Origin of the sequence: Nocardioides panaciterrulae, assembly GCF_013409645.1 — a bacterium.
In the GTDB taxonomy this organism is placed as follows: Bacteria; Actinomycetota; Actinomycetes; order Propionibacteriales; family Nocardioidaceae; genus Nocardioides; species Nocardioides panaciterrulae.
The window spans coordinates 3,974,435-3,994,468 of record NZ_JACCBG010000001.1; the positions used below are offsets into that span (position 1 = coordinate 3,974,435).

At 73.4% G+C, this 20,034-nt stretch carries 22 protein-coding genes; 7 read left to right on the forward strand and 15 right to left on the reverse strand.

Features of this window, described 5'->3' with window-relative positions; all coding sequences use genetic code 11:
- Nucleotides 1-268 precede the first annotated feature (268 nt).
- Nucleotides 269-1,357: a PLP-dependent cysteine synthase family protein gene (locus BJZ21_RS18955; protein ID WP_179665181.1), complete on the reverse strand. Its 1,089-nt coding sequence runs from the start codon at nt 1,355-1,357 to the stop codon at nt 269-271.
- A 70-nt stretch (nt 1,358-1,427) separates the two neighbouring features.
- Entirely contained in the window at nt 1,428-1,727 is a 300-nt protein-coding gene (locus tag BJZ21_RS18960) for a YciI family protein (protein ID WP_218851559.1), read from the reverse strand.
- Between the two features lie 67 nt (nt 1,728-1,794).
- On the opposite strand from BJZ21_RS18960, the gene BJZ21_RS18965 reads away from it, so the two are divergent.
- Complete coding sequence (locus tag BJZ21_RS18965; RefSeq protein ID WP_218851560.1) at nt 1,795-2,748, forward strand: DMT family transporter; 954 nt, start codon at nt 1,795-1,797, stop codon at nt 2,746-2,748.
- Nucleotides 2,749-2,757: 9 nt separating this feature from the next.
- Here the strand turns inward: BJZ21_RS18965 and BJZ21_RS18970 are convergent, their stop codons facing one another.
- From BJZ21_RS18970 to BJZ21_RS20665, 6 genes are all read right to left on the reverse strand, one after another.
- Nucleotides 2,758-3,306 (reverse strand): hypothetical protein, encoded by a 549-nt coding sequence (locus BJZ21_RS18970; protein ID WP_179665183.1) that lies wholly within the window; start codon nt 3,304-3,306, stop codon nt 2,758-2,760.
- 13 nt (nt 3,307-3,319) lie between these two features.
- Complete coding sequence (locus BJZ21_RS18975; RefSeq protein ID WP_179665184.1) at nt 3,320-3,946, reverse strand: LUD domain-containing protein; 627 nt, start codon at nt 3,944-3,946, stop codon at nt 3,320-3,322.
- On the reverse strand, nt 3,943-5,484 hold the full coding sequence (locus tag BJZ21_RS18980; RefSeq protein ID WP_179665185.1) for a lactate utilization protein B: 1,542 nt from the start codon (nt 5,482-5,484) through the stop codon (nt 3,943-3,945). The genes BJZ21_RS18975 and BJZ21_RS18980 overlap by 4 nt, the downstream gene beginning before the upstream one ends.
- Complete coding sequence (locus BJZ21_RS18985; RefSeq protein WP_179665186.1) at nt 5,481-6,245, reverse strand: (Fe-S)-binding protein; 765 nt, start codon at nt 6,243-6,245, stop codon at nt 5,481-5,483. Before BJZ21_RS18985 ends, BJZ21_RS18980 begins: the two co-directional genes overlap by 4 nt.
- A 143-nt stretch (nt 6,246-6,388) precedes the next feature.
- Nucleotides 6,389-7,186 (reverse strand): aldo/keto reductase, encoded by a 798-nt coding sequence (locus BJZ21_RS18990; protein ID WP_218851561.1) that lies wholly within the window; start codon nt 7,184-7,186, stop codon nt 6,389-6,391.
- 66 nt (nt 7,187-7,252) lie between these two features.
- Nucleotides 7,253-7,960 (reverse strand): VOC family protein, encoded by a 708-nt coding sequence (locus BJZ21_RS20665; protein WP_218851562.1) that lies wholly within the window; start codon nt 7,958-7,960, stop codon nt 7,253-7,255.
- Between the two features lie 145 nt (nt 7,961-8,105).
- Here BJZ21_RS20665 and BJZ21_RS19000 point away from each other — a divergent pair, with 145 nt between their 5' ends.
- The 3 genes from BJZ21_RS19000 (at nt 8,106) to BJZ21_RS19010 (ending at nt 11,290) form a co-directional block, all read left to right on the forward strand.
- Nucleotides 8,106-9,647: a DHA2 family efflux MFS transporter permease subunit gene (locus BJZ21_RS19000; RefSeq protein WP_179665187.1), complete on the forward strand. Its 1,542-nt coding sequence runs from the start codon at nt 8,106-8,108 to the stop codon at nt 9,645-9,647.
- Nucleotides 9,648-9,740: 93 nt separating this feature from the next.
- Nucleotides 9,741-10,064: a YciI family protein gene (locus BJZ21_RS19005; protein WP_179665188.1), complete on the forward strand. Its 324-nt coding sequence runs from the start codon at nt 9,741-9,743 to the stop codon at nt 10,062-10,064.
- Nucleotides 10,061-11,290 (forward strand): sigma-70 family RNA polymerase sigma factor, encoded by a 1,230-nt coding sequence (locus tag BJZ21_RS19010; protein ID WP_179665189.1) that lies wholly within the window; start codon nt 10,061-10,063, stop codon nt 11,288-11,290. The genes BJZ21_RS19005 and BJZ21_RS19010 overlap by 4 nt, the downstream gene beginning before the upstream one ends.
- A 10-nt stretch (nt 11,291-11,300) precedes the next feature.
- Here the strand turns inward: BJZ21_RS19010 and BJZ21_RS19015 are convergent, their stop codons facing one another.
- Both BJZ21_RS19015 and BJZ21_RS19020 read right to left on the reverse strand, forming a co-directional pair.
- The gene (locus BJZ21_RS19015) at nt 11,301-12,947 is read right to left on the reverse strand and encodes a phospholipase D family protein (protein WP_179665820.1); all 1,647 of its coding nucleotides are present in this window, start codon (nt 12,945-12,947) and stop codon (nt 11,301-11,303) included.
- Between the two features lie 85 nt (nt 12,948-13,032).
- Entirely contained in the window at nt 13,033-13,386 is a 354-nt protein-coding gene (locus BJZ21_RS19020; protein WP_179665190.1) for an MmcQ/YjbR family DNA-binding protein, read from the reverse strand.
- Between the two features lie 62 nt (nt 13,387-13,448).
- Between BJZ21_RS19020 and BJZ21_RS19025 the strand changes: the two genes are divergently transcribed.
- Nucleotides 13,449-13,790, forward strand: coding sequence for a hypothetical protein (locus BJZ21_RS19025; RefSeq protein WP_179665191.1), 342 nt, complete (start codon nt 13,449-13,451; stop codon nt 13,788-13,790).
- A gap of 121 nt (nt 13,791-13,911) precedes the next feature.
- Here BJZ21_RS19025 and BJZ21_RS19030 read toward each other — a convergent pair whose 3' ends face one another.
- Both BJZ21_RS19030 and BJZ21_RS19035 read right to left on the reverse strand, forming a co-directional pair.
- A complete protein-coding gene (locus tag BJZ21_RS19030) occupies nt 13,912-14,253 on the reverse strand; it encodes a metallopeptidase family protein (protein WP_179665192.1) in 342 nt (113 codons plus the stop codon).
- Between the two features lie 76 nt (nt 14,254-14,329).
- Nucleotides 14,330-14,578 carry a hypothetical protein gene (locus BJZ21_RS19035; protein WP_179665193.1) on the reverse strand — a complete coding sequence of 83 codons (249 nt, stop codon included), beginning with the start codon at nt 14,576-14,578 and terminating at the stop codon, nt 14,330-14,332.
- Between the two features lie 88 nt (nt 14,579-14,666).
- Here BJZ21_RS19035 and BJZ21_RS19040 point away from each other — a divergent pair, with 88 nt between their 5' ends.
- Nucleotides 14,667-16,226 carry a peptidase associated/transthyretin-like domain-containing protein gene (locus BJZ21_RS19040; protein ID WP_179665194.1) on the forward strand — a complete coding sequence of 520 codons (1,560 nt, stop codon included), beginning with the start codon at nt 14,667-14,669 and terminating at the stop codon, nt 16,224-16,226.
- Between the two features lie 39 nt (nt 16,227-16,265).
- Here BJZ21_RS19040 and BJZ21_RS19045 read toward each other — a convergent pair whose 3' ends face one another.
- Complete coding sequence (locus BJZ21_RS19045) at nt 16,266-17,798, reverse strand: GNAT family N-acetyltransferase (protein WP_179665195.1); 1,533 nt, start codon at nt 17,796-17,798, stop codon at nt 16,266-16,268.
- On the reverse strand, nt 17,791-18,411 hold the full coding sequence (locus BJZ21_RS19050) for a DedA family protein (RefSeq protein WP_218851563.1): 621 nt from the start codon (nt 18,409-18,411) through the stop codon (nt 17,791-17,793). Before BJZ21_RS19050 ends, BJZ21_RS19045 begins: the two co-directional genes overlap by 8 nt.
- A 115-nt stretch (nt 18,412-18,526) precedes the next feature.
- On the opposite strand from BJZ21_RS19050, the gene BJZ21_RS19055 reads away from it, so the two are divergent.
- The gene (locus tag BJZ21_RS19055; protein WP_179665196.1) at nt 18,527-19,648 is read left to right on the forward strand and encodes an aminotransferase class V-fold PLP-dependent enzyme; all 1,122 of its coding nucleotides are present in this window, start codon (nt 18,527-18,529) and stop codon (nt 19,646-19,648) included.
- Between the two features lie 6 nt (nt 19,649-19,654).
- Here BJZ21_RS19055 and BJZ21_RS19060 read toward each other — a convergent pair whose 3' ends face one another.
- A complete protein-coding gene (locus tag BJZ21_RS19060) occupies nt 19,655-19,957 on the reverse strand; it encodes a hypothetical protein (RefSeq protein ID WP_179665197.1) in 303 nt (100 codons plus the stop codon).
- Between the last annotated feature and the right edge of the window lie 77 nt (nt 19,958-20,034).

Here is a 20,034-nt window from a genome sequence, read left to right on the forward strand (position 1 = left end):
CGGAGGCCCAACGCGGCCGGGGTGGCCGAGGTCACGAGACGTGACGGGTGTCACGGCGGCGCCGCGGCGTCACGACCCCCGCGAAGCCCAACTCAACCCGGCAGGGGGCCCAACTCAACCCGGCGCGAGGCCCAACTCAACCCGGTGGGGGGCCCAACTCAACCCGGCGCGGGGCCCAACTCAACCCGGTGGGGGGCCCAACTCAACCCGGCGCGGGGCCCAACTCAACCCGGTGGAGGGCCCAACTCAACCCGGTGGGGGGCCCAACTCAACGGGGGGTGAGCTGGAGGAGCTGCTCGAGCCGGGCGAGGTGGGGGGCGAGGTCCCAGCCCTGGGCGGCGACCCAGTCGTCGTCCCAGTACGTCGAGGCGTAGCGGTCGCCGCCGTCGCAGATCAGCGTGACGATCGAGCCGGGCTGGCCGGCGTCCCGCATCCGGACCGCGAGCGCGAGCGCGCCGACGAGGTTGGTGCCGGTCGAGGCGCCGACCCGACGCCCGACGACCCGCTCCACGACCCGCGTCGCCGCGACCGAGGCGGCGTCGGGCACCTCGAGGACCTCGTCGATCACGCCGGGCTCGAACGACGGCTCCACCCGCGGCCGGCCGATCCCCTCGATCCGCGAGCCGGGGCCGGTGACCTCGCAGCTGCGCGTGCGCCAGGCCTCGGCGAAGACCGACCCCTCCGGGTCGACCACGGCCAGCCGGGTGCCGGTGCGGCGGTAGCGGCAGTAGCGCCCGATCGTCGCGCTGGTGCCGCCGGTGCCGGCGCCGACGACGATCCAGGCCGGCTCGGGGTGCCGCTCCAGGGCCAGCTGCTCGAAGATCGAGCAGGCGATGTTGTTGTTGCCGCGCCAGTCGGTCACCACCGAGGCGCGCCCGAACTGGTCCAGGTAGTGGTGGCCGGGCTGCCGGCCGAGCCGCTCGGCCTCGGCGTACATCTCCTCGGCCCGCTCCACGAGGTGGCAGCGCCCGCCGGCGCGCTCGATCAGGTCGAGCTTGGCTCGGGTGGTGGCGGCCGGCACGACCGCGACGAACTCCAGGCCGAGCATGCCGGCGAAGTACGCCTCGGAGATCGCGGTCGAGCCGCTGGTGGCGTCGACCAGCGTGGTGCCCTCGGTGATGTCGCCGTTGGCGAGCCCGAAGAGGAACAGCGAGCGCGCCAGCCGGTGCTTCAGCGAGCCGGTCGGGTGCACCGACTCGTCCTTGAGGTAGAGGTCGACGCCCCACGACCGCGGCAGCGGGAAGACGTGCAGGTGGGTGTCGGCGCTGCGGTTGCTGTCGGCCTCGATCCGGCGGATCGCCTCGGTCACCCAGGCGCGGGCGCGGTCGGCCTCGGAGGGCTGCGTCTCGGCGGGCATGCTGCGGAGCCTGCCAGATCCGGGTCGCGACGTGGCCGGCACCCGCCCGCTCGGGCCGGGTCCGGTCGGGTCAGGCCCGGTGCCGCAGGCCTTCCAGGACGGGGGCGGTCATCGTCGGCAGGAACTCGGTGATCGCGTAGGTCGCGACGCCGTGCACCGTGAACGGGTCGGTCCGCACGACCGCCTCGATCGCCTCCCGCTCGCCGGTGGCGAGGATGACGCCGCCGGTGCGCGGCTCCTTGCGCCCGGAGGCGAGGAACACGCCGGCGTCGTACTGACGCGCGAGGTACTCGCGGTGCGGCTCCAGCAGGGCGTCGATCTCGGCGAGGTCCGCGACGTAGTGGACGTCGAGGACGAACAGGCGCGACATGGGGCCGACCCTAGAGGTTCCCGACCTCGGCGCGGTAGCCGGTCTCGTGCCGGAGATACTGCCGACCGTGGCCACCGAGACCTCCCCGCCCGCCCGCACCGACCTGCGGGCCCGCGTCGGCCTCGCCCAGGTCTGCGCCGCGGGCCTGCTCTGGGGGACGATCGGGGTGTTCGTCCAGCTGGTCCACCGGCACGCGCCGCTGTCGGCGCTGACCATCGGCGGCTGGCGCGCGGTGGTCGCCGGCCTCGTCGTCGTCACGGCCGCCCTGGTGGCTCGTCGGGTCCCCGCCGTGCTGCTGCTGGTCCGCAGCCACGGCGGCCGGGTGGTGGCCGCGGGCCTGACCACCGCGGCCTTCCAGCTGTGCTACTTCGTCGCGGTCGTGGCCGTCGGCGTGAGCGTGGCGACGGTGGTGGCGCTCGGCCTGGCGCCGGTGCTGCTCGTCGCGGTGGACAGCGTCCGCCGTCGCGACGCCCGCGCGCTGCTGCAGCTGCCCGTCGTCGCGGCGGTTGCCGGCCTGGCCCTCGTCTGCGGCGGGTCGGGCGCGGGCACCACCGGCCCGCACCCGCTGCTGGGCGTCCTTACCGCCGTCGTCGCGGGGATCTCGTACGCCGCGGCCACGGCGCTGAGCGAGCCGCTCAGCCGCCGCACCGACCCGCTCAGCCTGGCCACCGCGACCATGGTGGTCGCGAGCGTGGCCATGGGCGCGTTCGGCCTGGTCGTCGCGGGGGTGCGCGGCGCGCCGGTGACCACCGCCGACCCCGTCGCGGTCGGCGGGCTGGTCTACCTCGGTGCGGTGACGATGGCGCTGGCCTACGGCCTGCTGTACGCCGGCCTCCGCACCACCCCGAGCGGCGCGGCGCTGGTCGCCACGCTGCTCGAGCCGGTCGCCGCCGTCTCGCTGTCGGCGGTGTTCCTGGGCGAACGGCTGGGCGTGGCCGGGCTGGCCGGCTCGCTGCTCATCGTGCTCGCGATCGCCTCGCTGGGGCGGCGCTCCCGGCCGCCGCAGCCCGAGCCGCACTGACCCGGACGCTCACGCGCCCCGCTGGCAGCCCTCGGCGTCGACGTGCGGGCCGGTCCCCCGCGGGCACTGGGTGAACCCGACGCGCACGACCTCGCTGTAGGACTCGCCCGCCACCTGGTAGTCGACCCGGAGGTCCTTCACGGTGATGGGCTTGCTACCCGTGGGCGGGAGGACGACGGCGAGCACGGCGAACCGCCAGCGGTTCGCACCGCAGGTGCCGACCTCGCCCGAGGCGCCCTCCACCGGCACGTAGGCGGCCGGCACCGTGCCGTGACCGGCGCTCTGCCGGTCGAACGCCGGTCCGTCGGGCCAGGCGACGCGGACGGTGACCGGCTGGTCCGTGCCCGAGGTGTGCAGCACCTCGACGCTGTCGAAGCTGACCGAGGCGGGCCCGTCCTGGACGCACAGCGGCACGCTGAAGTACGCCGCGCCGTCCTGGCCGCCCTCGACCTGGGCGAAGTGGTCCTCGAAGTCCACCGGGCCGTCGGCGGGGCCACCGGAGCAACCCGACACCGCGAGGAGGACACCCAGCAACAGCAGCCCTACAGATGCGCGCACGGGAGCAAGGTACCTAGGTGGTGATGATCACGTGCAGGTTGCGTGGCCCGTGCACGCCCTCGACCCGGTCCAGCTCGATGTCGCTGGTGGCCGAGGGCCCGCTGATCCAGGTCAGCGCCCGCCCCTGGCGCATGGCCGCACCGAGCTCCGCGACCGCGTCGGGCACGTCGAGCACGACCTGGTCGGCCCGCACCACGCACACGTGCCGGTCCGGCACGAGCGTGAGCGCGCGGCGGCCCTGGCCGGGTCCGTGGTCGAGGACGATCGTGCCGGTCTCGGCGATCCCGACCCGCGCCTCGGTCACCACCGCGTCGACGTGGTCGAGCTCGGCGGCGGTCATCGCGTGGTCGACCGCGGCGCCCGCGACCTCGAAGCCCAGCCCCGGCGGCACGACCACGCTCGCCCCCGCCGGCAGCGCGGCCGCCACCGTCGCCTCGAGGTCGGCGGCGGCGCACCGCTCGACCACCGCGTGGTAGTCGGCGACCCGTTCGGCGAAGTGGGCGACCAGGGCCTCGCCCTCCAACGGGGTGCGCCGGGGCGGCTCGGGCAGGCCGCCGTGGGTCACGCCCTCGACGTCGGCGAGGGCCGAGCGCACCCGGCGCAGGACCTCCTCGCGGGCACCGTCACCTGCCCGGGTCACCGCTGCTCCTCCCGTCCGCCGTCGGTCCGCTTCCACCAGGCCCGGAACGACTCGCGCGGCGGCGCGGGGAGGTCCCGCGCTCCGGTCCACGCCGAGGCGCCCGGCCCTGGGATCCGCCCGGCCGCGCGCCGGCCGCCGGGCATCGTCGTACGCCCCAGCCGGCCGAGCACCCGCCCGGCCAGCCCCGAGGCCCGCTCGACCCAGGCCAGCCGGCGGGCGTCGGAGAACGCGTACGCCGCGGACCTCATCGCGACCGCCTCGGCCTTGGGGACCCGGTCGCCGCGGTGCGCGTCGACCACCTCGGTGCGCAGGTGCACCAGCACCTCGGGGATGTCGATGCGCACCGGGCAGGCTTCGAAGCAGGCGCCGCACAGCGAGGAGGCGTACGGCAGCGAGTCGATCTGCTCGTCGTGGCCCACCCCGCGCAGCAGCGGGTTGAGGATCGCGCCGATCGGGCCGGGGTAGACCGAGCCGTAGGCGTGCCCGCCGACCCGCTCGTAGACCGGGCAGACGTTCAGGCAAGCCGAGCAGCGGATGCAGCGCAGCGCCTGCCGGCCGACCTGGTCGGCCAGCGCCCGGGTCCGCCCGTTGTCCACCAGTACGACGTGCACCTCCTGCGGACCGTCGCCGGGCGTGACCCCGGTCCACATGGACGTGTAGGGGTTCATCCGCTCGCCGGTGGACGAGCGCGGCAGCAGCCGAAGCAGCGGGTCGAGGCCGTCCCAGGTCGGCACGACCTTCTCGATGCCGACCACGCTGACCAGGACCTCGGGCAGGGTCAGGCACATCCGGCCGTTGCCCTCGGACTCCACCACGACCAGCGTGCCGGTCTCGGCGACCGCGAAGTTCGCGCCGGAGATCCCGACCTTCGCCCGCAGGAACTTCTCGCGCAGGTGCTGGCGCGCCGCGGCCGCGAGCACCGCCGGCTCGTCGGTCAGGTCGTCGGGGGCGGCCCGGCCCGCAGCCGCCATCTTCTGCTTGAAGATCTCGCGGATCTCCGCGCGGTTGCGGTGGATCGCCGGCACCAGGATGTGGCTGGGCAGGTCGTCGCCGAGCTGCACGATCAGCTCGGCGAGGTCGGTCTCCCAGGCGGCGATGCCCTCCGCGGCGAGCGCCTCGTTGAGCCCGATCTCCTGGGTGGCCATCGACTTGACCTTGACGACCTCGTCGACGCCGTGGCCGCGGACGACCTCGGCCACGATCCGGCAGGCCTCCTCGGCGTCGCGGGCCCAGTGCACGACCGCGCCGTTGGCGGTCAGCGACGCCTCGAGGTCCAGCAGGTGCCGGTCGAGCTCGCGCAGCGCGGACTCCTTGACCGCCGCCCCGGCCAGCCGCAGCTGCTCCCAGCCCGACCCGGCCCCCTCGCCGCCGACCCCCTCCGCGCCGACGATGGACGCGTCGACCTCGTCGACCAGCCGCAGCCGCTTGTTGCGGATCGTGGTGGTGGCGTGCGCGAGGTTGTGCCGCAGCTGGCTGTCGGCCAGCGCGGCCCGGGCCGCGGTCGGGAAGGCCGGCATCCCGACGAACGTGGCGCTCATCCTCCGACCACCTCCGCCAGGCCCGCAGGCTGGTCCTCGGTCGCGGCCAGGATCTCGGCGAGGTGCATGACCCGCACGCCGGACTGCTGGCGCGAGAGCATCCCGCCGATGTGCATCAGGCAGGAGTTGTCGCCGGCGACCAGCACCTCCGCCCCCGTCTCGCGGACGTGGCGCGCCTTGTCGGCCCCCATCGCCACCGAGGTGTCGGCGTTCTTGACCGCGAAGGTGCCGCCGAAGCCGCAGCACTCCTCGGCCGCCGGCAGGTCGGTGAGCCGGATCCCGCGCACCTCCTCGAGCAGCCGCCGGGGCCGGTCCCCCACGCCGAGCAGCCGCAGCGAGTGGCAGGTCGGGTGGTAGGTCACCCGGTGCGGGAAGTAGGCGCCCACGTCGGTCACGCCGAGCACGTCGACGAGGAACTCCGAGAGCTCGTGGACCTTCGGGGCGGTCTGCGCCACCGCCTGTTGCAGGCCCGGGTGGCCCGAGCGGCGCGCGACGAGCGAGTGCTGGTGCCGGACCGAGCCGGCGCACGATCCCGAGGGGGCCACGACCGCGTCGTACCCCGCGAACGCGTCGACGAACGTCCGGACGACCGGCACCGCCTCGTCGAGGTAGCCGGTGTTGACCATCGGCTGGGCGCAGCAGGTCTGGGCCGCCGGGAAGTCGACGTCGACGCCGAGCCGTCTCAGCAGCCGCACCACTGCCCTCCCGGTGTCGGGGAACATCGCGTCATTGACGCAGGTCACCATCAGCGCGACACGCATGCGGCCCATCATCACCCGTCCGCGGCCGGAAGGCGACGCTCGGCACCCTCCGAATCGAGCCCGAGTCGAGCCCGAGTCGAGCCCGTGCTGATCGTGGCCCGTCCGTCGCCGGGGTCGGGGCGGCGCAGCGGGTGCTGCCGGACCTAGCTCCGGCCGAGCGCGTCGATCGCGGCCATGTCCTCATCGGTCAGGGTGAACCCGCCGACGTCGGCGTTCGACCGGATGCGCTCGGGGTTGACCGACTTCGGGATCACGACGACGCCGTGCTGGAGGTGCCAGCGGATGATCACCTGGGCAGGCGTCCGGCCGACCCGCTCGGCGATCTCGCCGATGGTCGGGGCGTCGAGGGTGCCCCCGCGCAGGGCGCTGTAGCCCTCGAGCACCACGTCGCGCGCACGGTGCTCGGCCAGCGTCTCGGCGTCGAACAGCAGCGGGCTCCACTCGATCTGGTTCACCGCGGGACGCACCTCGGTGGCCTTGGTGACCTCGTCGAGGAGCGAGGTGTCGAAGTTGCTCACCCCGATCTCCCGGGCCAGGCCGGCCTCGCGGGCCTCGACGAACGCGCGCCACAGGTCGACGTTCTCCGACCCGCCGGCCGACCAGTGGATGAGCCACAGGTCGACGTGGTCGGTCTGCAGGAGGTCGAGGCTCTCGCGCAGGGTCGCGAGCTCGCGTCCGGCCCGGTCGGGCGGGCACTTGGTGGTGAGGAAGACGTCGTCGCGGGCCACGCCGCTCTCCGACAGGGCGCGACCGACCTCGCCCTCGTTCCCGTAGACCGTGGCGGTGTCGAGATGCCGGTAGCCCGCCTCGAGAGCGGCCGACGTCGCACGAACGGCGTCGTCGCCCTTGATCTGCCAGGTCCCGAAGCCGAGGAGCGGCATGCGGGCGCCGTTGGCGAGGCTGACGGTGGCGTCGGGGACCTGGGGGTCGGTGGCAGTCATGCCGCGATGCTAGGCACCCGGACCCAACCGGCTGCACGGGTGCCGGGACGACGGCGCGCGCAGCCGCTACTCCTCGGCATGGTCGATCACGCAGAACTCGTTGCCGTCCGGGTCGCGCAGCACGACGAGGTCGGCGCCGACGGCGTCGAGAGGGCGGGGCGGGCCCAGCACCTGGGTCGCACCGAGGTCCACGAGGCGCGCCACCTGGCCGGCCGGGTCACAGGTGTGCAGGTCGAGGCGCAGCCGGACCGGCTCGCTCGCCGGGACACCGGCCGCCTGCAGCGAGAGCGGAGGCCCCTCACCGGCGGGGTCCAGCAGCACCGTGCAGTCCGGATCGGGCTCGGGGTCGCGGGGGAGGTAGGCGAGGGCCGCGGTCCAGAAGGCCACCGCGCGGGCCATGTCGCGGACCCCGACCACGACCGGGGCCAGGTGGAGGTCCCCGACGCCGCCCGCCGACTGCTCAGCGTCGACCTCGTCGACCAGGCCCAGCGCCACGTCCACGGCCCGCCGCAGGTCCGAGCGGGGGCCGGGGGTGAACAGGTAGCGGTCGTCGACGAAGCAGTGCCAGCCGGGGGCGATCTCGCCGGCCCACCCCGCACCGTGCCACTGCAGCACCGCGCGCACCACCTCGGCGGGCTCCGTCTCGGTGGCGGCCACGCCGGTGGCGGGGTCGATCTTGGTCAGCGACCGGCCGCCGTCCCTCTCGACGTAGGCGGCCACCAGGGTCCGCGCCGCCAGGTCGCGCAGCAGGCTTCGTGCGATGTGGGGATCCATGTCAGGTCCTCTCCTTCGCGAACCTTGTCGGTGCCCACTGCGCGAGAACCCATGCGGGGGTACGGGGTCGCGACCGTCCCACGGCACCGACGCCGTGGGTGGGCGCGCCTAGACTTGGCCGGACCCCCGAGCCAGGAGCACCGCCATGTCTGCGACCAGCAAGACCGACCTGCCCGACCACATCGACGCCGCCGTCCTGAAGATCGCCGGCGTGGTGGTCCTCGGGGCGATCATGTCCATCCTGGACATCACGGTGGTCAACGTGGCGCTGCCGACGTTCCAGACGGTCTTCGGGTCCGACGGCAACCCGATCGCCTACTCGACGGTCGCGTGGACGGTGACGGCGTACACGCTCGCGCTGGCCACGGTCATCCCGATGACCGGCTGGGCGGCCGACCGCTTCGGCACCAAGCGGCTCTACATGACCGCGATCGCGCTGTTCGTCGGCGGCTCGGTGCTCTGCGCGGCCTCGTGGAGCATCGGCGCGCTGATCGGCTTCCGGGTGCTGCAGGGGCTCGGCGGCGGCATGCTGATGCCGCTCGGCATGACGATCATGACCCGGGCGGCGGGCCCGCACCGGATGGGCCGCCTGATGGCGATCCTCGGGGTCCCGATGCTGCTCGGGCCGATCCTCGGCCCGATCCTCGGCGGCTGGCTGATCGAGGTCGCGAGCTGGCACTGGATCTTCCTCATCAACGCCCCGATCGGCCTGGTCGCGCTGATCTACGCCTGGCGAGTGCTGCCCCGGGACACCCCGGAGCCGTCGGAGTCCTTCGACTTCCTCGGCATGGCGCTGATGTCGCCGGGGCTCGCGCTGTTCCTGTTCGGCGTCTCCTCGATCCCCTCCGAGGGCACCGCCGCGGCGCCGCGGGTCTGGATCTCGATGCTGATCGGCCTCGTGCTGATGGTGCTCTTCGTCTTCCACTCCTTCCGCCCCGCGCACCCGCTCCTCGACCTGCGGCTGTTCCGGAACCGCAACCTCACGGTCTCGATCATCACGATGTTCCTGTTCGCCGCGGCCTTCTTCGGCGGGCTGCTGCTGGTGCCGACCTACTTCCAGGAGGTCCGCGGGGAGTCGACGCTGCAGGCCGGGCTGCTGGTGGCCCCGCAGGGCATCGGCGCGATGATCACGATGCCGATCGCGGGGTCCCAGGTGGACAAGCACCCCATCGGCCGGATCGTGCCGTTCGGGCTGGTCTTCATCCTGATCGGCATGTTCGGGCTGACCCAGATCACCGCGACCACGCCGTACCCGCTCATCATCGCCGAGCTGTTCGTGATGGGCCTGGGGATGGGCGCCACGATGATGCCGCTGTTCACCTCCGCGCTGAAGACGCTGCGGGCCCACGAGGTCGCGCGCGGCTCGACGCTGCTGAACATCACCCAGCAGATCGCCAGCTCGGTCGGGGTCGCGACCATGTCGGTGCTGCTGACCAACCACCTCCAGGCCTCCTCGCTCGCCGGGCCGGCGATGGCGTCGTTGCGGAGCCCTGCCAACGCCACGGGCCTCTCGCCGGCCGCGATCGCGAAGGGGCTGGAGGACGCCGCCGCGGCGTTCGCCGACACCTACTGGGTGGCGTGGGTGCTGGTGCTGCTGACGGTGGTGCCGGCGCTGTTCCTGCCCCGCAAGCACGAGGAGATGCACGTGCTCGACGAGGAGAGCGTCCCGCCGGTCTCCGTGCACTGAACCGGGCCGGGTGTCGGATCGACGCGACGCAGTTCGTTGCAGGGGTGAGCGGACGCCCACCAGGGGCGGCCCCGATCACAGGAGATGATCTGGATGAAGTACCTGGTTTCCGTGATCGATGACGGCACCGGCCGGGCCACCCCGACCGAGGAGGCCGACATCGACGCGTTCAACGACCGGCTCCGGACCGACGGCCACTGGGTCTTCGCCGGCGGTCTCGGCTCGCCCGACCCGGCCACCGTCGTCGACAACCGGGGCGCCGAGCCGGTGTTCACCGACGGCCCGTTCGTAGAGGCGAAGGAGCACCTCGCCGGCTTCTGGATCATCGAGGCCGCCGACCTCGACGTGGCGCTGAAGCTCGCAGCCGACGGCTCGAAGGCCTGCAACCGGAAGATCGAGGTGCGTCCGTTCCTGTGAACGGCGACGGGGTCCGGGAGGTGATCATCCGGACCCACCACGAGGAGTGGGCGCGGGTGGTCGCCGCCCTGACCAGGCGTTTCGGTGACCTCGACATCGCCGAGGAGGCGGCCGCCGAAGCCTTCGCCACCGCCGTCGAGCGGTGGCCGGCCGACGGCGTACCCCCCAACCCCGGCGCCTGGCTGACCACCACCGCCAACCGGAAGGCCATCGACCGGATCCGGCGCGAGAGCAAGCGCGCCGACAAGCAGCGGGAGGCGCAGATGTCCTACGACGAGCCGCCCCGGCCCGCCGGGGCCATCGAGGACGAGCGGCTCCGGCTGATCTTCACCTGCTGTCACCCGGCGCTCGCGATGGAGGCCCGGGTGGCGCTGACGCTGCGCCTCCTGGGCGGCCTGACCGTGCCCGAGATCGCCCGCGCCTTCCTGGTGCAGGAGGCCACGATGGGACGGCGGATCACCCGCGCGAAGGCCAAGATCAAGGCCACCCGCCTCCCCTACCGGGTGCCTGGCGCCGAGGACCTGCCGGCCCGCGTCACCGGCGTGCTCGCCGTGCTCTTCCTCGTCTTCAACGAGGGCTACCTGGCCAGCGGCCCCGACACCGATCCGGTACGTCGGGACCTGACCGCCGAGGCGATCCGGCTCACTCGCATGGTGCGGGCCCTCCTGCCCGAGGACGGCGAGGTGGCCGGGCTGCTGGCGCTGATGCTGCTCACCGAGGCCCGTCGCACCGCCCGGGTCTCGGCGAGCGGCGAGCTGGTCACCCTGGACGAGCAGTACCGGGACCTCTGGGACGCGGCCCTGATCGCCGAGGGACATCGGCTGGTGCGCGACCGCCTGGCCTCCGGGGTCGCTCCGGGCCGCTACCAGATCCTCGCCGCGATCAACGCCGTGCACACGTCCGCCCGCGACGCACGCGACACCGACTGGTCGCAGGTCGTCGCCCTCTACGACCAGCTCGTCCGCCTGCACCCCACGCCGATCGTCGCCCTCAACCGGGCCGTCGCGGTGGGCGAGCTCGACGGCCCGGAGCCGGCGCTGGCGCTCGTCGACCGACTCCGGGACCAGCTGGCCGGCTATCACGCCTTCCACGCGACCCGCGCCGACCTGTTGCGCCGGCTGGGCCGCCCTCAGCAGGCGCGCGCGGCGTACGACGAGGCCATCGCGCTGGCGGGGAACACCGCCGAGACCGCCTACCTGACCCGCCGACGCGACCAGCTGGGGTAGCGAGGCCCGGTCAGAACGTGTCCCGCCGGCGCAGCGGCCGCGGCCGGCCGTCCGGGTCGTGCAGCGCGAGGTACGACGGCAGCGCCAGCGCCGCCGCGAGCGGACGCAGGCGGGGCGTCTGCAGCGAACGGAGCCGGCCCGGCGGTCGCGGCCCTCGACACCCGCCCTCGTGCCAGGCGTCGAGAGCACGCGCGGTCGCGGCGTACTGCTCGAACATGCCGGCCGGGTCGACGCAGTCGGCCATCACCCGCAGCAGCGAGGCGTCCTCGTCCTCGTCGACCCGGGCGTCGAACGGGCGGTCCAGGTGCTCCGCGGCCAGGGACAGCCGGAGCCGCAGCGGATAGGCCCCGTGCATCCCGCCGTCCTCGTCGCGGTGGACGGCGCGGTCGACGACGGTCGCGGACAGCTCCGAGTCGTGGGTCCACGACCGGCGGTTGAAGTTGTCGGAGCCGACGGACACCCACAGGTCGTCGACGACGCAGACCTTGGCGTGCACGTACACCGGCGTGCCGGCGTGGTTCTCGAGGCCGTAGAACGCCACCCGCCCGCGGCCGGCCTTCGTCATCTCGGCCATCGCCCGGCGCCGGCCGAGCAGCTGCGGCGGACGCGACAGGCCGGCCAGGTCCGGGTGCAGCGGCACGACGGCGATCACGTGCAGGCCGGGATCGCGACGCAGGGCCTCGGTGAACAGATCACCCACGTGGTCGCCCCACAGGTACTGGTCCTCGACGTACACGAGCCGCTGCGCCTGCCCGAGCGCCTTGACGTAGCCCCGGGCCACGCTGCGCTCCCCGCCCCTGGCGAACGGGTAGTCCCGGCCGTGCCGCAGGTTGGGATAGGTGCGCAGGATCTGGACGACGTGCGTGCCGCCCTCGACCGGGGGAGGCGGCGGCGCCTGCGCCGGCAGCGGGTCGGGCGAGGTGTCCAGGTCGCGGACCCGGTCCATGAACATGCGCACGGGGTTGCGGCTCAGCGGGGTCGGGTCCTCCCACCGCTCCCGGAACACGGTCTCCACGTCGAAGACGGCCGGTCCCTGGATCGCGGCCATCACGTCGTGCCACGGCGGGGTGGGGCCGTACTCCTTCGCGAGGTCCATGGCCTGCGGGTCACCGTGGTGGTCGGCGTCGTCGCGGCGCGAGTGGCACAGGTCGATCCCGCCGACGAAGGCGATGTCTCGCGACGGCTCCCCACGGTGCCGGATCACCACGAACTTCTGGTGGTGCGAGCCGCCGGTCCGCACCCGCATGTCCAGCAGGGCCTCGGCCCCCCGCTGCTGCAGCTGCTGCCCCAGCCGTCGGTTCTGCCGCGCGGTGAACCCGAGCTTCTCCCAGTGCGAGCGCCACACGAGACCGCGCACGTCGACGCCCCGCTCGTCCGCGCGGCCCAGCACCTCGGCGACCTCGCTGCCCGGCTCCCCGGTCAGGCGCTCGTCCGCGTCGCCCTGCCAGTCGGTGAAGAGCACCAGGTCACCGGCGCGGGTGGCCTCGAGGCGCTCGTAGAGCTCGGCGAAGTAGGTCGCCCCGTGCACGAGCGCGCGGACCAGGTTGCCCTCCGACCACGCCTGCTCCCCCGGGTGCTGCGCGTCGATCCGCGTGCTGTGGTTGTCCCGCTCCCCCTTGGTCAGCAGCCAGCCGGTCGGCGTCCACTCGTCTTCCATAGAACTCACCCGCCCAGCATGCCCGGCCCGGGGCTGCGGCACTCCCGGGGCCGGCATGCCGCAGCCGGCGGGGTTCACGAATCTGTCAGCCGGGCAGCCGGTCGCCGCGCCGCTCGACCAGCACCGCGGGCGCGGTGAGCCGCCACGCCTCGAAGGCGAGCTCGGCCAGCTCGTCACGCTCGACGCCGGCCAGCCGGACCACCACCCAGCCGAAGCCACGCGTCGTGAACTGCACCTCGAACGTCTCCGGGCGCTCGGCGACCAGGGCGAGCTGTTCGGCGAGGGTCTGCTTGAGCCCCACCGTGCCGGTGGGCTCCCAGAGGTAGCCGAACGTGTGGCCGCTCACCGCCATCCGCCAGTAGCGGCCGTTATCGGCACGGGTGACCTCCGGCAGCTGGTCGGCCAGCTCGAAGAAGTCCGCGATGCTGCAGCCGGTCACCCGGTCATCCTGCCAGCACCTGCCGACGTAGGCTCACGACGCCGAGACGACAGGAGTGCGACATGGTGGCGAGCCGAACCGCTCGGGAGAAGAAGGCGGCGGCCGAGGCCGGCCCGCTGGCGCGGGTGAAGATCGACCTGGGCGCGGACCAGCAGTTCGTCTACAAGATCAGCTGCACGACCTGCGTCCTCAAGGGCGACCGCAGCTGGTCGGCCTACCGTCCCGGCGACGACAACGGCTTCATGGCCGCGATGGACCGCTGGATCTTCCACCTGCACGAGAAGCATCCCGACGCCGAGGCGCCGTGCCTGGCCTTCCTGCCGGCCGCCCAGCAGCGCCTCCACGAGCGGCGCGAGCAGCGGGCGGCCGACCCGACCGCCGTCCCCGACGAGAACGCCACCTGAGGAGTCCGGACCTCGGTCACGTTCATCCGGGCAAGGAGGCGCGCAACGGCGACTGAGCCTCCGGGTGGCTGAGTCGTTCCTCCCCGGCCATGGACGGAGTATCGCCCGGCCGTCGGCCGGGTCACCAGCCGAGCTCGCGCAGCCGCGCGTCCCCGATGCCGAAGTGGTGGCCGACCTCGTGGACCACGGTCCGGCGAACCTGCTCCACGACCTCGTTCTCGGTGCCGCAGACCGCACAGATCGCGCGGCGGTAGATCGTGATCCGGTCGGGGAGGGCGCCGGCGTACGCCGTGGTGCGGCTGGTCAGGGGGATGCCGCGGTAGAGGCCCAGCAGGCCCGGCGGCCCGGGACCGTGCTCCACGGTCACGGCGACGTTGTCCATGAGCTCGCCGAGCTCCGCAGGCAGCCCGTCGAGCGCCTCCGTGACCATCTCCTCGAACCGCTCGGGAGCGACCTCGACCATGGGTCCGATTCTCCGCCAAGCCCCCAGGAACCCCGGGGCCCCGGACCCGGGGCCTCCGGACCCCGGGAGCCGCCGGCTAGAACGCCACGAACCAGGCGGCCGCGGTCACGACCGTGCCGAGCAGCAGGCCGACGCCGAACCAGTGCCACTCCGGCACCGCCCACAGCATGCAGGCGATCAGGCCCGCGGCGATCCCGCCGACCGCGACCCCGAGCAGCAGGTCGTTGACCCAGGCGAGGAAGACCAGGGTGCCGGCCAGGACGCCCGCCAGCACGCCGGCGACGGGGCCAGCCGGCCGGCTACCTACCGTCCTGGGTGTCGTCACAGCTCGATCATGCCGCGTTCCTCATGTTCGCGTCGCGACGGACCGATAGAGCCCTTGGAACCACTGCCGGTCGTCTTGGGAGTTCGTCATGTCGATGCCTGTTCGGGTGCGGGCTGTCTCGGTCGTGGCACTCGCCGCGTTCGCTCCGGCGCTCGCCCCCGCCGTCGCTCCCGGCGCCCTGCTCGCGTCGGCCGGTTCCGCGGTCGCCGCGACCACCACCGGCTCGTTGTCGGTGACCCCGGCCCGCTACATCGCCGGGCAGGCGGTCCGGTTCCGCGGGCACCTCGGCAACCGGGCTCGCGCCGTGCACCTGCAGTCGAACATGAACCGCCCCGGGGACACCTGGGTCGACGTGCCCGACTCGGCGTTCCGCACCGACGACACCGGCGACTTCGACTTCTCGTTCCGCGCGCCCGCGATGTTCAACCTCAGCTACCGCGTGGTCGCAGGCGGCAGGGCGACCCCGTCGTACCTGTTCACCGCGAGCCCCCAGGAGCTGACCCTCACCCCGCTCGGCGGGGATCCCGAGTACCCGTTCTACCGCGTGCCCGCCGGCACCCCGTTCACCGCGGTGGTCGACACCACCCCCTCGGTGCGCGGCACCTTCGGCACCCCGCCACCGATCCCCGGCCGGACCGTGACGCTGCAGGAGCGGACCGCCCCGGACCGGTGGGAGACCATCGGGACCGGCACCACCGACGCCGACGGCCGGGCCCTGTTCACCGTGACCGCGCCGGCCTCGGGGACCGAGGTGCTCCGCGCCCGCCAGGAGCGGTGGACCGAGGGCGGGAGCGAGATCGGCTGGTTCGCGTCGTTCCCCGCCTACTTCGCGGTCTCCGGGGACGGCACCGTCGACGAACCGAGCACCCACGCGACGGTCCGCGACCGGACCCCGCAGTCGCCGTACCGTCCCACGGCCTCCCAGCACTACCGGTGGGGGCGGGTCCGGTACGACTTCGCCTGGGAGCACGGGCAGGACCTCGACTCGCCCCCGTCGAAGGGCGATGTCCGCGGCGGCCGCTGGCGCGACACCTCCGACGGCACCGGGCGGGCCACGCCGTTCAACGGCGGACTGGTGCTGCAGAGCAAGCTCCGGCACGTCGGTCCGGGCGACCGGGGCACGACCACCGCGACCATGCACGGCGCCGCGCAGCGGTACGGCCGGTGGGAGTTCCGCCTCCAGGGCCGCACCTGGGAGACCGGCGCCCAGCCCTACCGGTTCCGGCTCGAGCTCGTCCCGGCCCACTCGGAGGTCACCGACTGCTCCCCGCAGAGCATCGTGCTGGCCGACGTGACCATGGGGTCACCCGGGCTGGCGTTCGGCGTGCGATCCCAGAGCGCCGGCACCGTGTGGCAGCGGCGCCTGGCCCACGTGCGCCTGGCCGACCAGCCGTTCAACGTCGCCGTCGAGGTCGCCAAGGGCCACCTCACCTGGTTCCGCGACGGCAAGCCGATCGGCAGCGTGACCGACGATCGCGCCCAGCTCGGGGTCAAGCTGGTGCCGCGGCTGAGCCTGATCGGCGAGCCCGACGTCGAGATGAACGGCGCGCAGGTCAACTCCGACTGGCAGCGGTCCTGGACGCTGCGTCACGGCCGGCAGGTCACGAGCCGGAGGGCGCTGCCCAGCGCCCCCTACTCCAGCTGCTGAGACACCCGCACCGGGGTCGGTGCGGCAGGCGGAGGCCGGTCAGCGCAGGGCCATGGAGCCGGAGAGGTCCGGCTCCCAGGGCAGGCTCGCGTCCTCGGCGATGCGCTTGTCGATCGCGGCCGCGACGTCCTCGGGCCACGGGGCGGTGCGCCGGGTCTGCATGTCGACGTGCAGGAAGATCTCCTCCATCACGAAGCTGACCCGCCGGTGCGACTCGTCGAGCAGGTAGACCAGGGCGTGCACGGCCCGCTCCGAACGCCCGAGCAGCCGCACCCGCGCCGACATCCGGTCGCCGGTGCGCAGCTCGGCGAGGTACCTCAGGTGGTGTTCGGCGGAGAAGCACGCGTGCCCGCTGGCCGGCCAGTTCTGCGGGATCCCCAGCGCGACCAGGGACTCGTCCAGCCCCTCGCTGGCGATGCCGGTGTAGTGACGGACGTTGAGGTGGCCGTTGACGTCCTCGAAGGCGATCGGCACGGGCTGTTCGGCGTACGCCGGCATCCCGGCGAGCTGCTCGTACGTGGGGTGGGGTGCTCTCACGGGCGTGACCCTACCGGGACCGGCCGGATCCGCTACCGCGACGGCGTGGACACACGTCCGGGCCCTCGGCTCGTAGCCCAGGCCCGCGTAGAGCCGCAGCGCCCCCGAGGAGTTGGCGGTGTCCACGCTCAGCGCCGCCGCCTCCAGGCCGGAGGCGGCGAACCGTCGCAGGGACTCGCGCAGGAGGGCGCCGGCGATGCCCCGGTGGCGGTGGGTCGCCGCGACGGCCAGCTCGTCGGTATAGCCCTCCGGGACGCCGGTCGCCTCCCAGTCCTGTTCGTAGGCGCAGTTCAGCGCGGCTCCGACCACCGCGTCGGTCTCCTCGTCGAGCGCGAGGACCGACCACCCGGGCCGGAACGCCCGGGCGGTCACCGCTTCCTGCCACATCTGCGGAGTCCGGTCCACATGACCCCAGTGGTCGCGGAACGCGGCGTCCACCATCGCGTGGATCTCCTCGCTGCGCGCGCTGTCCCAGTCGACGACGCGTACGCCGGGGACGGCCGGGACTGCGAGATCCACCCCCAGCGGGCGGGCCATCTCGAAGAAGTAGCGCTCCACCGCCAGCCCGTGACGCTCGGCCAGGTCGCGGACGTCGGCCTGGTCCACGGGCGCGTGCAGGCGCATCACCAGTGGCCCGAACCCCTCGCGCCGGGTGGCCCGGTCCCAGGCCAGGCCGTGCGCCAGCTGCCACCGCAGCACCGCCGTGCCGAGGCCCTCGCCCCGGCGGTCCGGCCGGACCGCGCCCCCGAGGTGGACGCCCCGCCTCTCGGTCACGACCCGGTTGCAGCCGGCCCAGGCCACCGCGACGACCCGACCCGTCTCGTCGGAGCCGACCAGCGTGTCCTCCTCGGGTCGGGACCGCGGAGAGTCCCAGAACTCCTCCAGCCCCGCGAGTGACCGGCGCTCCGGGTTCGCGTCGTACGCCTCGCACTCGGCGTAGAACTCGGCGACGGCGGGGAGGCGGTCCCGCTCGAGCGGCGCCCAGGTCAGGCCCGGAAAGGCTTCCAGCGCGGCACGGGCGTCACGCTCACTCATCCTCGGCCTGCTTGCGCCGGCGCCGGCGGACCCGCCACACGACCAGCGCGACGATCACCACGACCGCGACGACGACCGCCGCACCCTCGCCGATGGAGGAGGCGACCTTCTGGTAGGAGGCGCCGGCGAAGTAGCCGACCAGGCAGAAGGTGATGCCCCAGCTGATCCCGCCGAGGGCGTTCCAGAACAGGAACGTCGGGTAGTGCATCTTGCTGAGACCGGCCAGCCCCGGCATCACGGCCCGGAAGAACGCGGTCCACCGGCCGAGGAAGACCGCGGGCCCGCCCCGCCGGCGGAGCAGGTCCTGCGCCTTGTCGAGCCGGCCCTGGTGCTTGCGGAGGATCTTCAGCTCCAGCACGCGCCGGCCCAGGTGCTTGCCGACCTCGTACCCGACCGTGTCGCCGACGACCGCGCTGACCACGACGACCACGATGAGCGTGCCGATGTTCAGGTGGCCCCGGCTCGCCAGGAAGCCGCCGAGCAGCACGGCCGTCTCGCCGGGAAGGACGAAGCCGACGAAGACGGCGGCCTCGCCGAAGGTCAGCAGGGCGATGATCGTGTAGGCGACCGCGGGCGGCACGGACCGGATCGCGTCCAACACGCTCTGCATCATTCCGAGGAATGTACCTGCGGCTCCCGCGCGGACGGCCGCACATCGACGGCCCGCCGCGGTCGTAGATCCCCCACCGGCCACCGCACGCGGACCGGGACTGTGGCAATCTGCGGAGGTGAGCCTTCCCCGCCCCGACATCGATCCCGACGGCCTGCTCGAGTACTCGGTGGTCTTCACAGACCGGTCCTTGAACCACATGTCCGAACGCTTCGTCGGGGTGATGCAGGACATCATCGACGTGCTGCGCACGACCTACGCTGCCGAGACGGTCGCGGTCGTCCCAGGTGGCGGCACCTACGCGATGGAAGCCGTCGCCCGACAGCTGGCGACGGGGCGGCGCTGCCTCGTCGTACGCAACGGGCTGTTCTCCTACCGCTGGTCGCAGATCTTCGACGCCGGCGCGGTGGCCGCCGAGACGACCGTCTGCAGCGCCCGCCCGGTGTCCGATGAGCGCCACGCGCCCTGGGCTCCGGCTCCGGTCGACGAGGTGATCGAGACCATCGAGCGCGTCCGTCCCGAGGTCGTCTTCGCGGCGCACGTGGAGACCGCAGCCGGCATGGTGCTGCCCGACGACTACGTCCGCAGGGTCGCCGCGGCGACCCATGCAGCCGGCGGGCTGTTCGTCCTCGACTGCATCGCCTCGGGGGCGCTGTGGGTAGACATGACCGAGCTCGGCGTCGACGTGCTGCTCAGCGCCCCCCAGAAGGGATGGAGCGGCTCGCCGTGCGCGGGTTACGTGATGCTCAGTGCGGCCGGACGGGCCCAGGTCATGGCGACGACCTCGACCAGCTTCGCGGTCGACCTGCAGAAGTGGCTGACGATCACCGAGGCCTACACCCAGGGCCAGACCCCCTACCACGCCACGATGCCCACGGACACGCTCGCGCACGACGCGGCGCTCATGCTCGAGACCCGCGACGCGGGACTCGGCGAGCTGCGCCAGGCACAGCTCTCCCTCGGCACGCGGGTCCGCGCCGTGCTCGCGGAGCTCGGCTTCGCCTCCGTCGCCGCCGAGGCGTTCGCCGCCCCGAGCGTCGTGGTCGCCTACACCGACGATCCCGAGATCCGCAGCGGCGCGAGGTTCAAGGCGCAGGGCCTCCAGGTGGCCGCCGGCGTCCCGCTGATGTGCGGCGAGGGCGCGGACTTCTCCACCTTCCGGGTGGGGCTCTTCGGCCTCGACAAGCTCACCGACGTCGAGGGGACCGTGGCGCGGCTCAGAGCCCACCTCGGGCACTGACCCGGCCTAGCGGTGCTGCATCGCCCAGGCCAGGTCGATCGCCCTGCGAACCGCCCCGGGTTCCGCATGAGCGAGATAGGCCTCGAGCTTGTGGTGAGCCTCCATGCGAGGCGGTACGCCGAAGCTGTCCGGGTAGGTCTCGAGCAGCGACTCCCGCTCGCTCATCGGGACGCGGATCACCAGCGTGTCCTGGTCATGCAGGCGCACGACCAAGCGGTCATCGACGTACCAGGCCGGTCGCGCCTCGGTCCCCTTGCGCTTGACCCCGGGCAGCGACTCCGCGTACCGACCGACTTCGTCAGGGGTCATGAGCAGGAGCCTAGGCGCGCGAGAAGCCTGACGTCTCCGGGTAGTCTTCTCACGGCCTCGTCGGCCTCCCTGTTCCA

What these genes read in the sequence shown, in the direction of transcription:
- BJZ21_RS19045 (WP_179665195.1), bottom strand. Translation starts at nt 17,798, where the DNA reads ATGAGTGAGCGTGACGCCCGTGCCGCGCTGGAAGCCTTTCCGGGCCTG.
- BJZ21_RS18985 (WP_179665186.1), bottom strand. Translation starts at nt 6,245, where the DNA reads ATGCGTGTCGCGCTGATGGTGACCTGCGTCAATGACGCGATGTTCCCC.
- BJZ21_RS20665 (WP_218851562.1), bottom strand. Translation starts at nt 7,960, where the DNA reads ATGGATCCCCACATCGCACGAAGCCTGCTGCGCGACCTGGCGGCGCGG.
- BJZ21_RS18990 (WP_218851561.1), bottom strand. Translation starts at nt 7,186, where the DNA reads ATGACTGCCACCGACCCCCAGGTCCCCGACGCCACCGTCAGCCTCGCC.
- BJZ21_RS19015 (WP_179665820.1), bottom strand. Translation starts at nt 12,947, where the DNA reads ATGGAAGACGAGTGGACGCCGACCGGCTGGCTGCTGACCAAGGGGGAG.
- BJZ21_RS19030 (WP_179665192.1), bottom strand. Translation starts at nt 14,253, where the DNA reads ATGGTCGAGGTCGCTCCCGAGCGGTTCGAGGAGATGGTCACGGAGGCG.
- BJZ21_RS19060 (WP_179665197.1), bottom strand. Translation starts at nt 19,957, where the DNA reads ATGACCCCTGACGAAGTCGGTCGGTACGCGGAGTCGCTGCCCGGGGTC.
- BJZ21_RS19000 (WP_179665187.1), top strand. Translation starts at nt 8,106, where the DNA reads ATGTCTGCGACCAGCAAGACCGACCTGCCCGACCACATCGACGCCGCC.
- BJZ21_RS19005 (WP_179665188.1), top strand. Translation starts at nt 9,741, where the DNA reads ATGAAGTACCTGGTTTCCGTGATCGATGACGGCACCGGCCGGGCCACC.
- BJZ21_RS19040 (WP_179665194.1), top strand. Translation starts at nt 14,667, where the DNA reads ATGTCGATGCCTGTTCGGGTGCGGGCTGTCTCGGTCGTGGCACTCGCC.
- BJZ21_RS19025 (WP_179665191.1), top strand. Translation starts at nt 13,449, where the DNA reads ATGGTGGCGAGCCGAACCGCTCGGGAGAAGAAGGCGGCGGCCGAGGCC.
- BJZ21_RS18955 (WP_179665181.1), bottom strand. Translation starts at nt 1,357, where the DNA reads ATGCCCGCCGAGACGCAGCCCTCCGAGGCCGACCGCGCCCGCGCCTGG.
- BJZ21_RS18960 (WP_218851559.1), bottom strand. Translation starts at nt 1,727, where the DNA reads ATGTCGCGCCTGTTCGTCCTCGACGTCCACTACGTCGCGGACCTCGCC.
- BJZ21_RS19050 (WP_218851563.1), bottom strand. Translation starts at nt 18,411, where the DNA reads ATGATGCAGAGCGTGTTGGACGCGATCCGGTCCGTGCCGCCCGCGGTC.
- BJZ21_RS18980 (WP_179665185.1), bottom strand. Translation starts at nt 5,484, where the DNA reads ATGAGCGCCACGTTCGTCGGGATGCCGGCCTTCCCGACCGCGGCCCGG.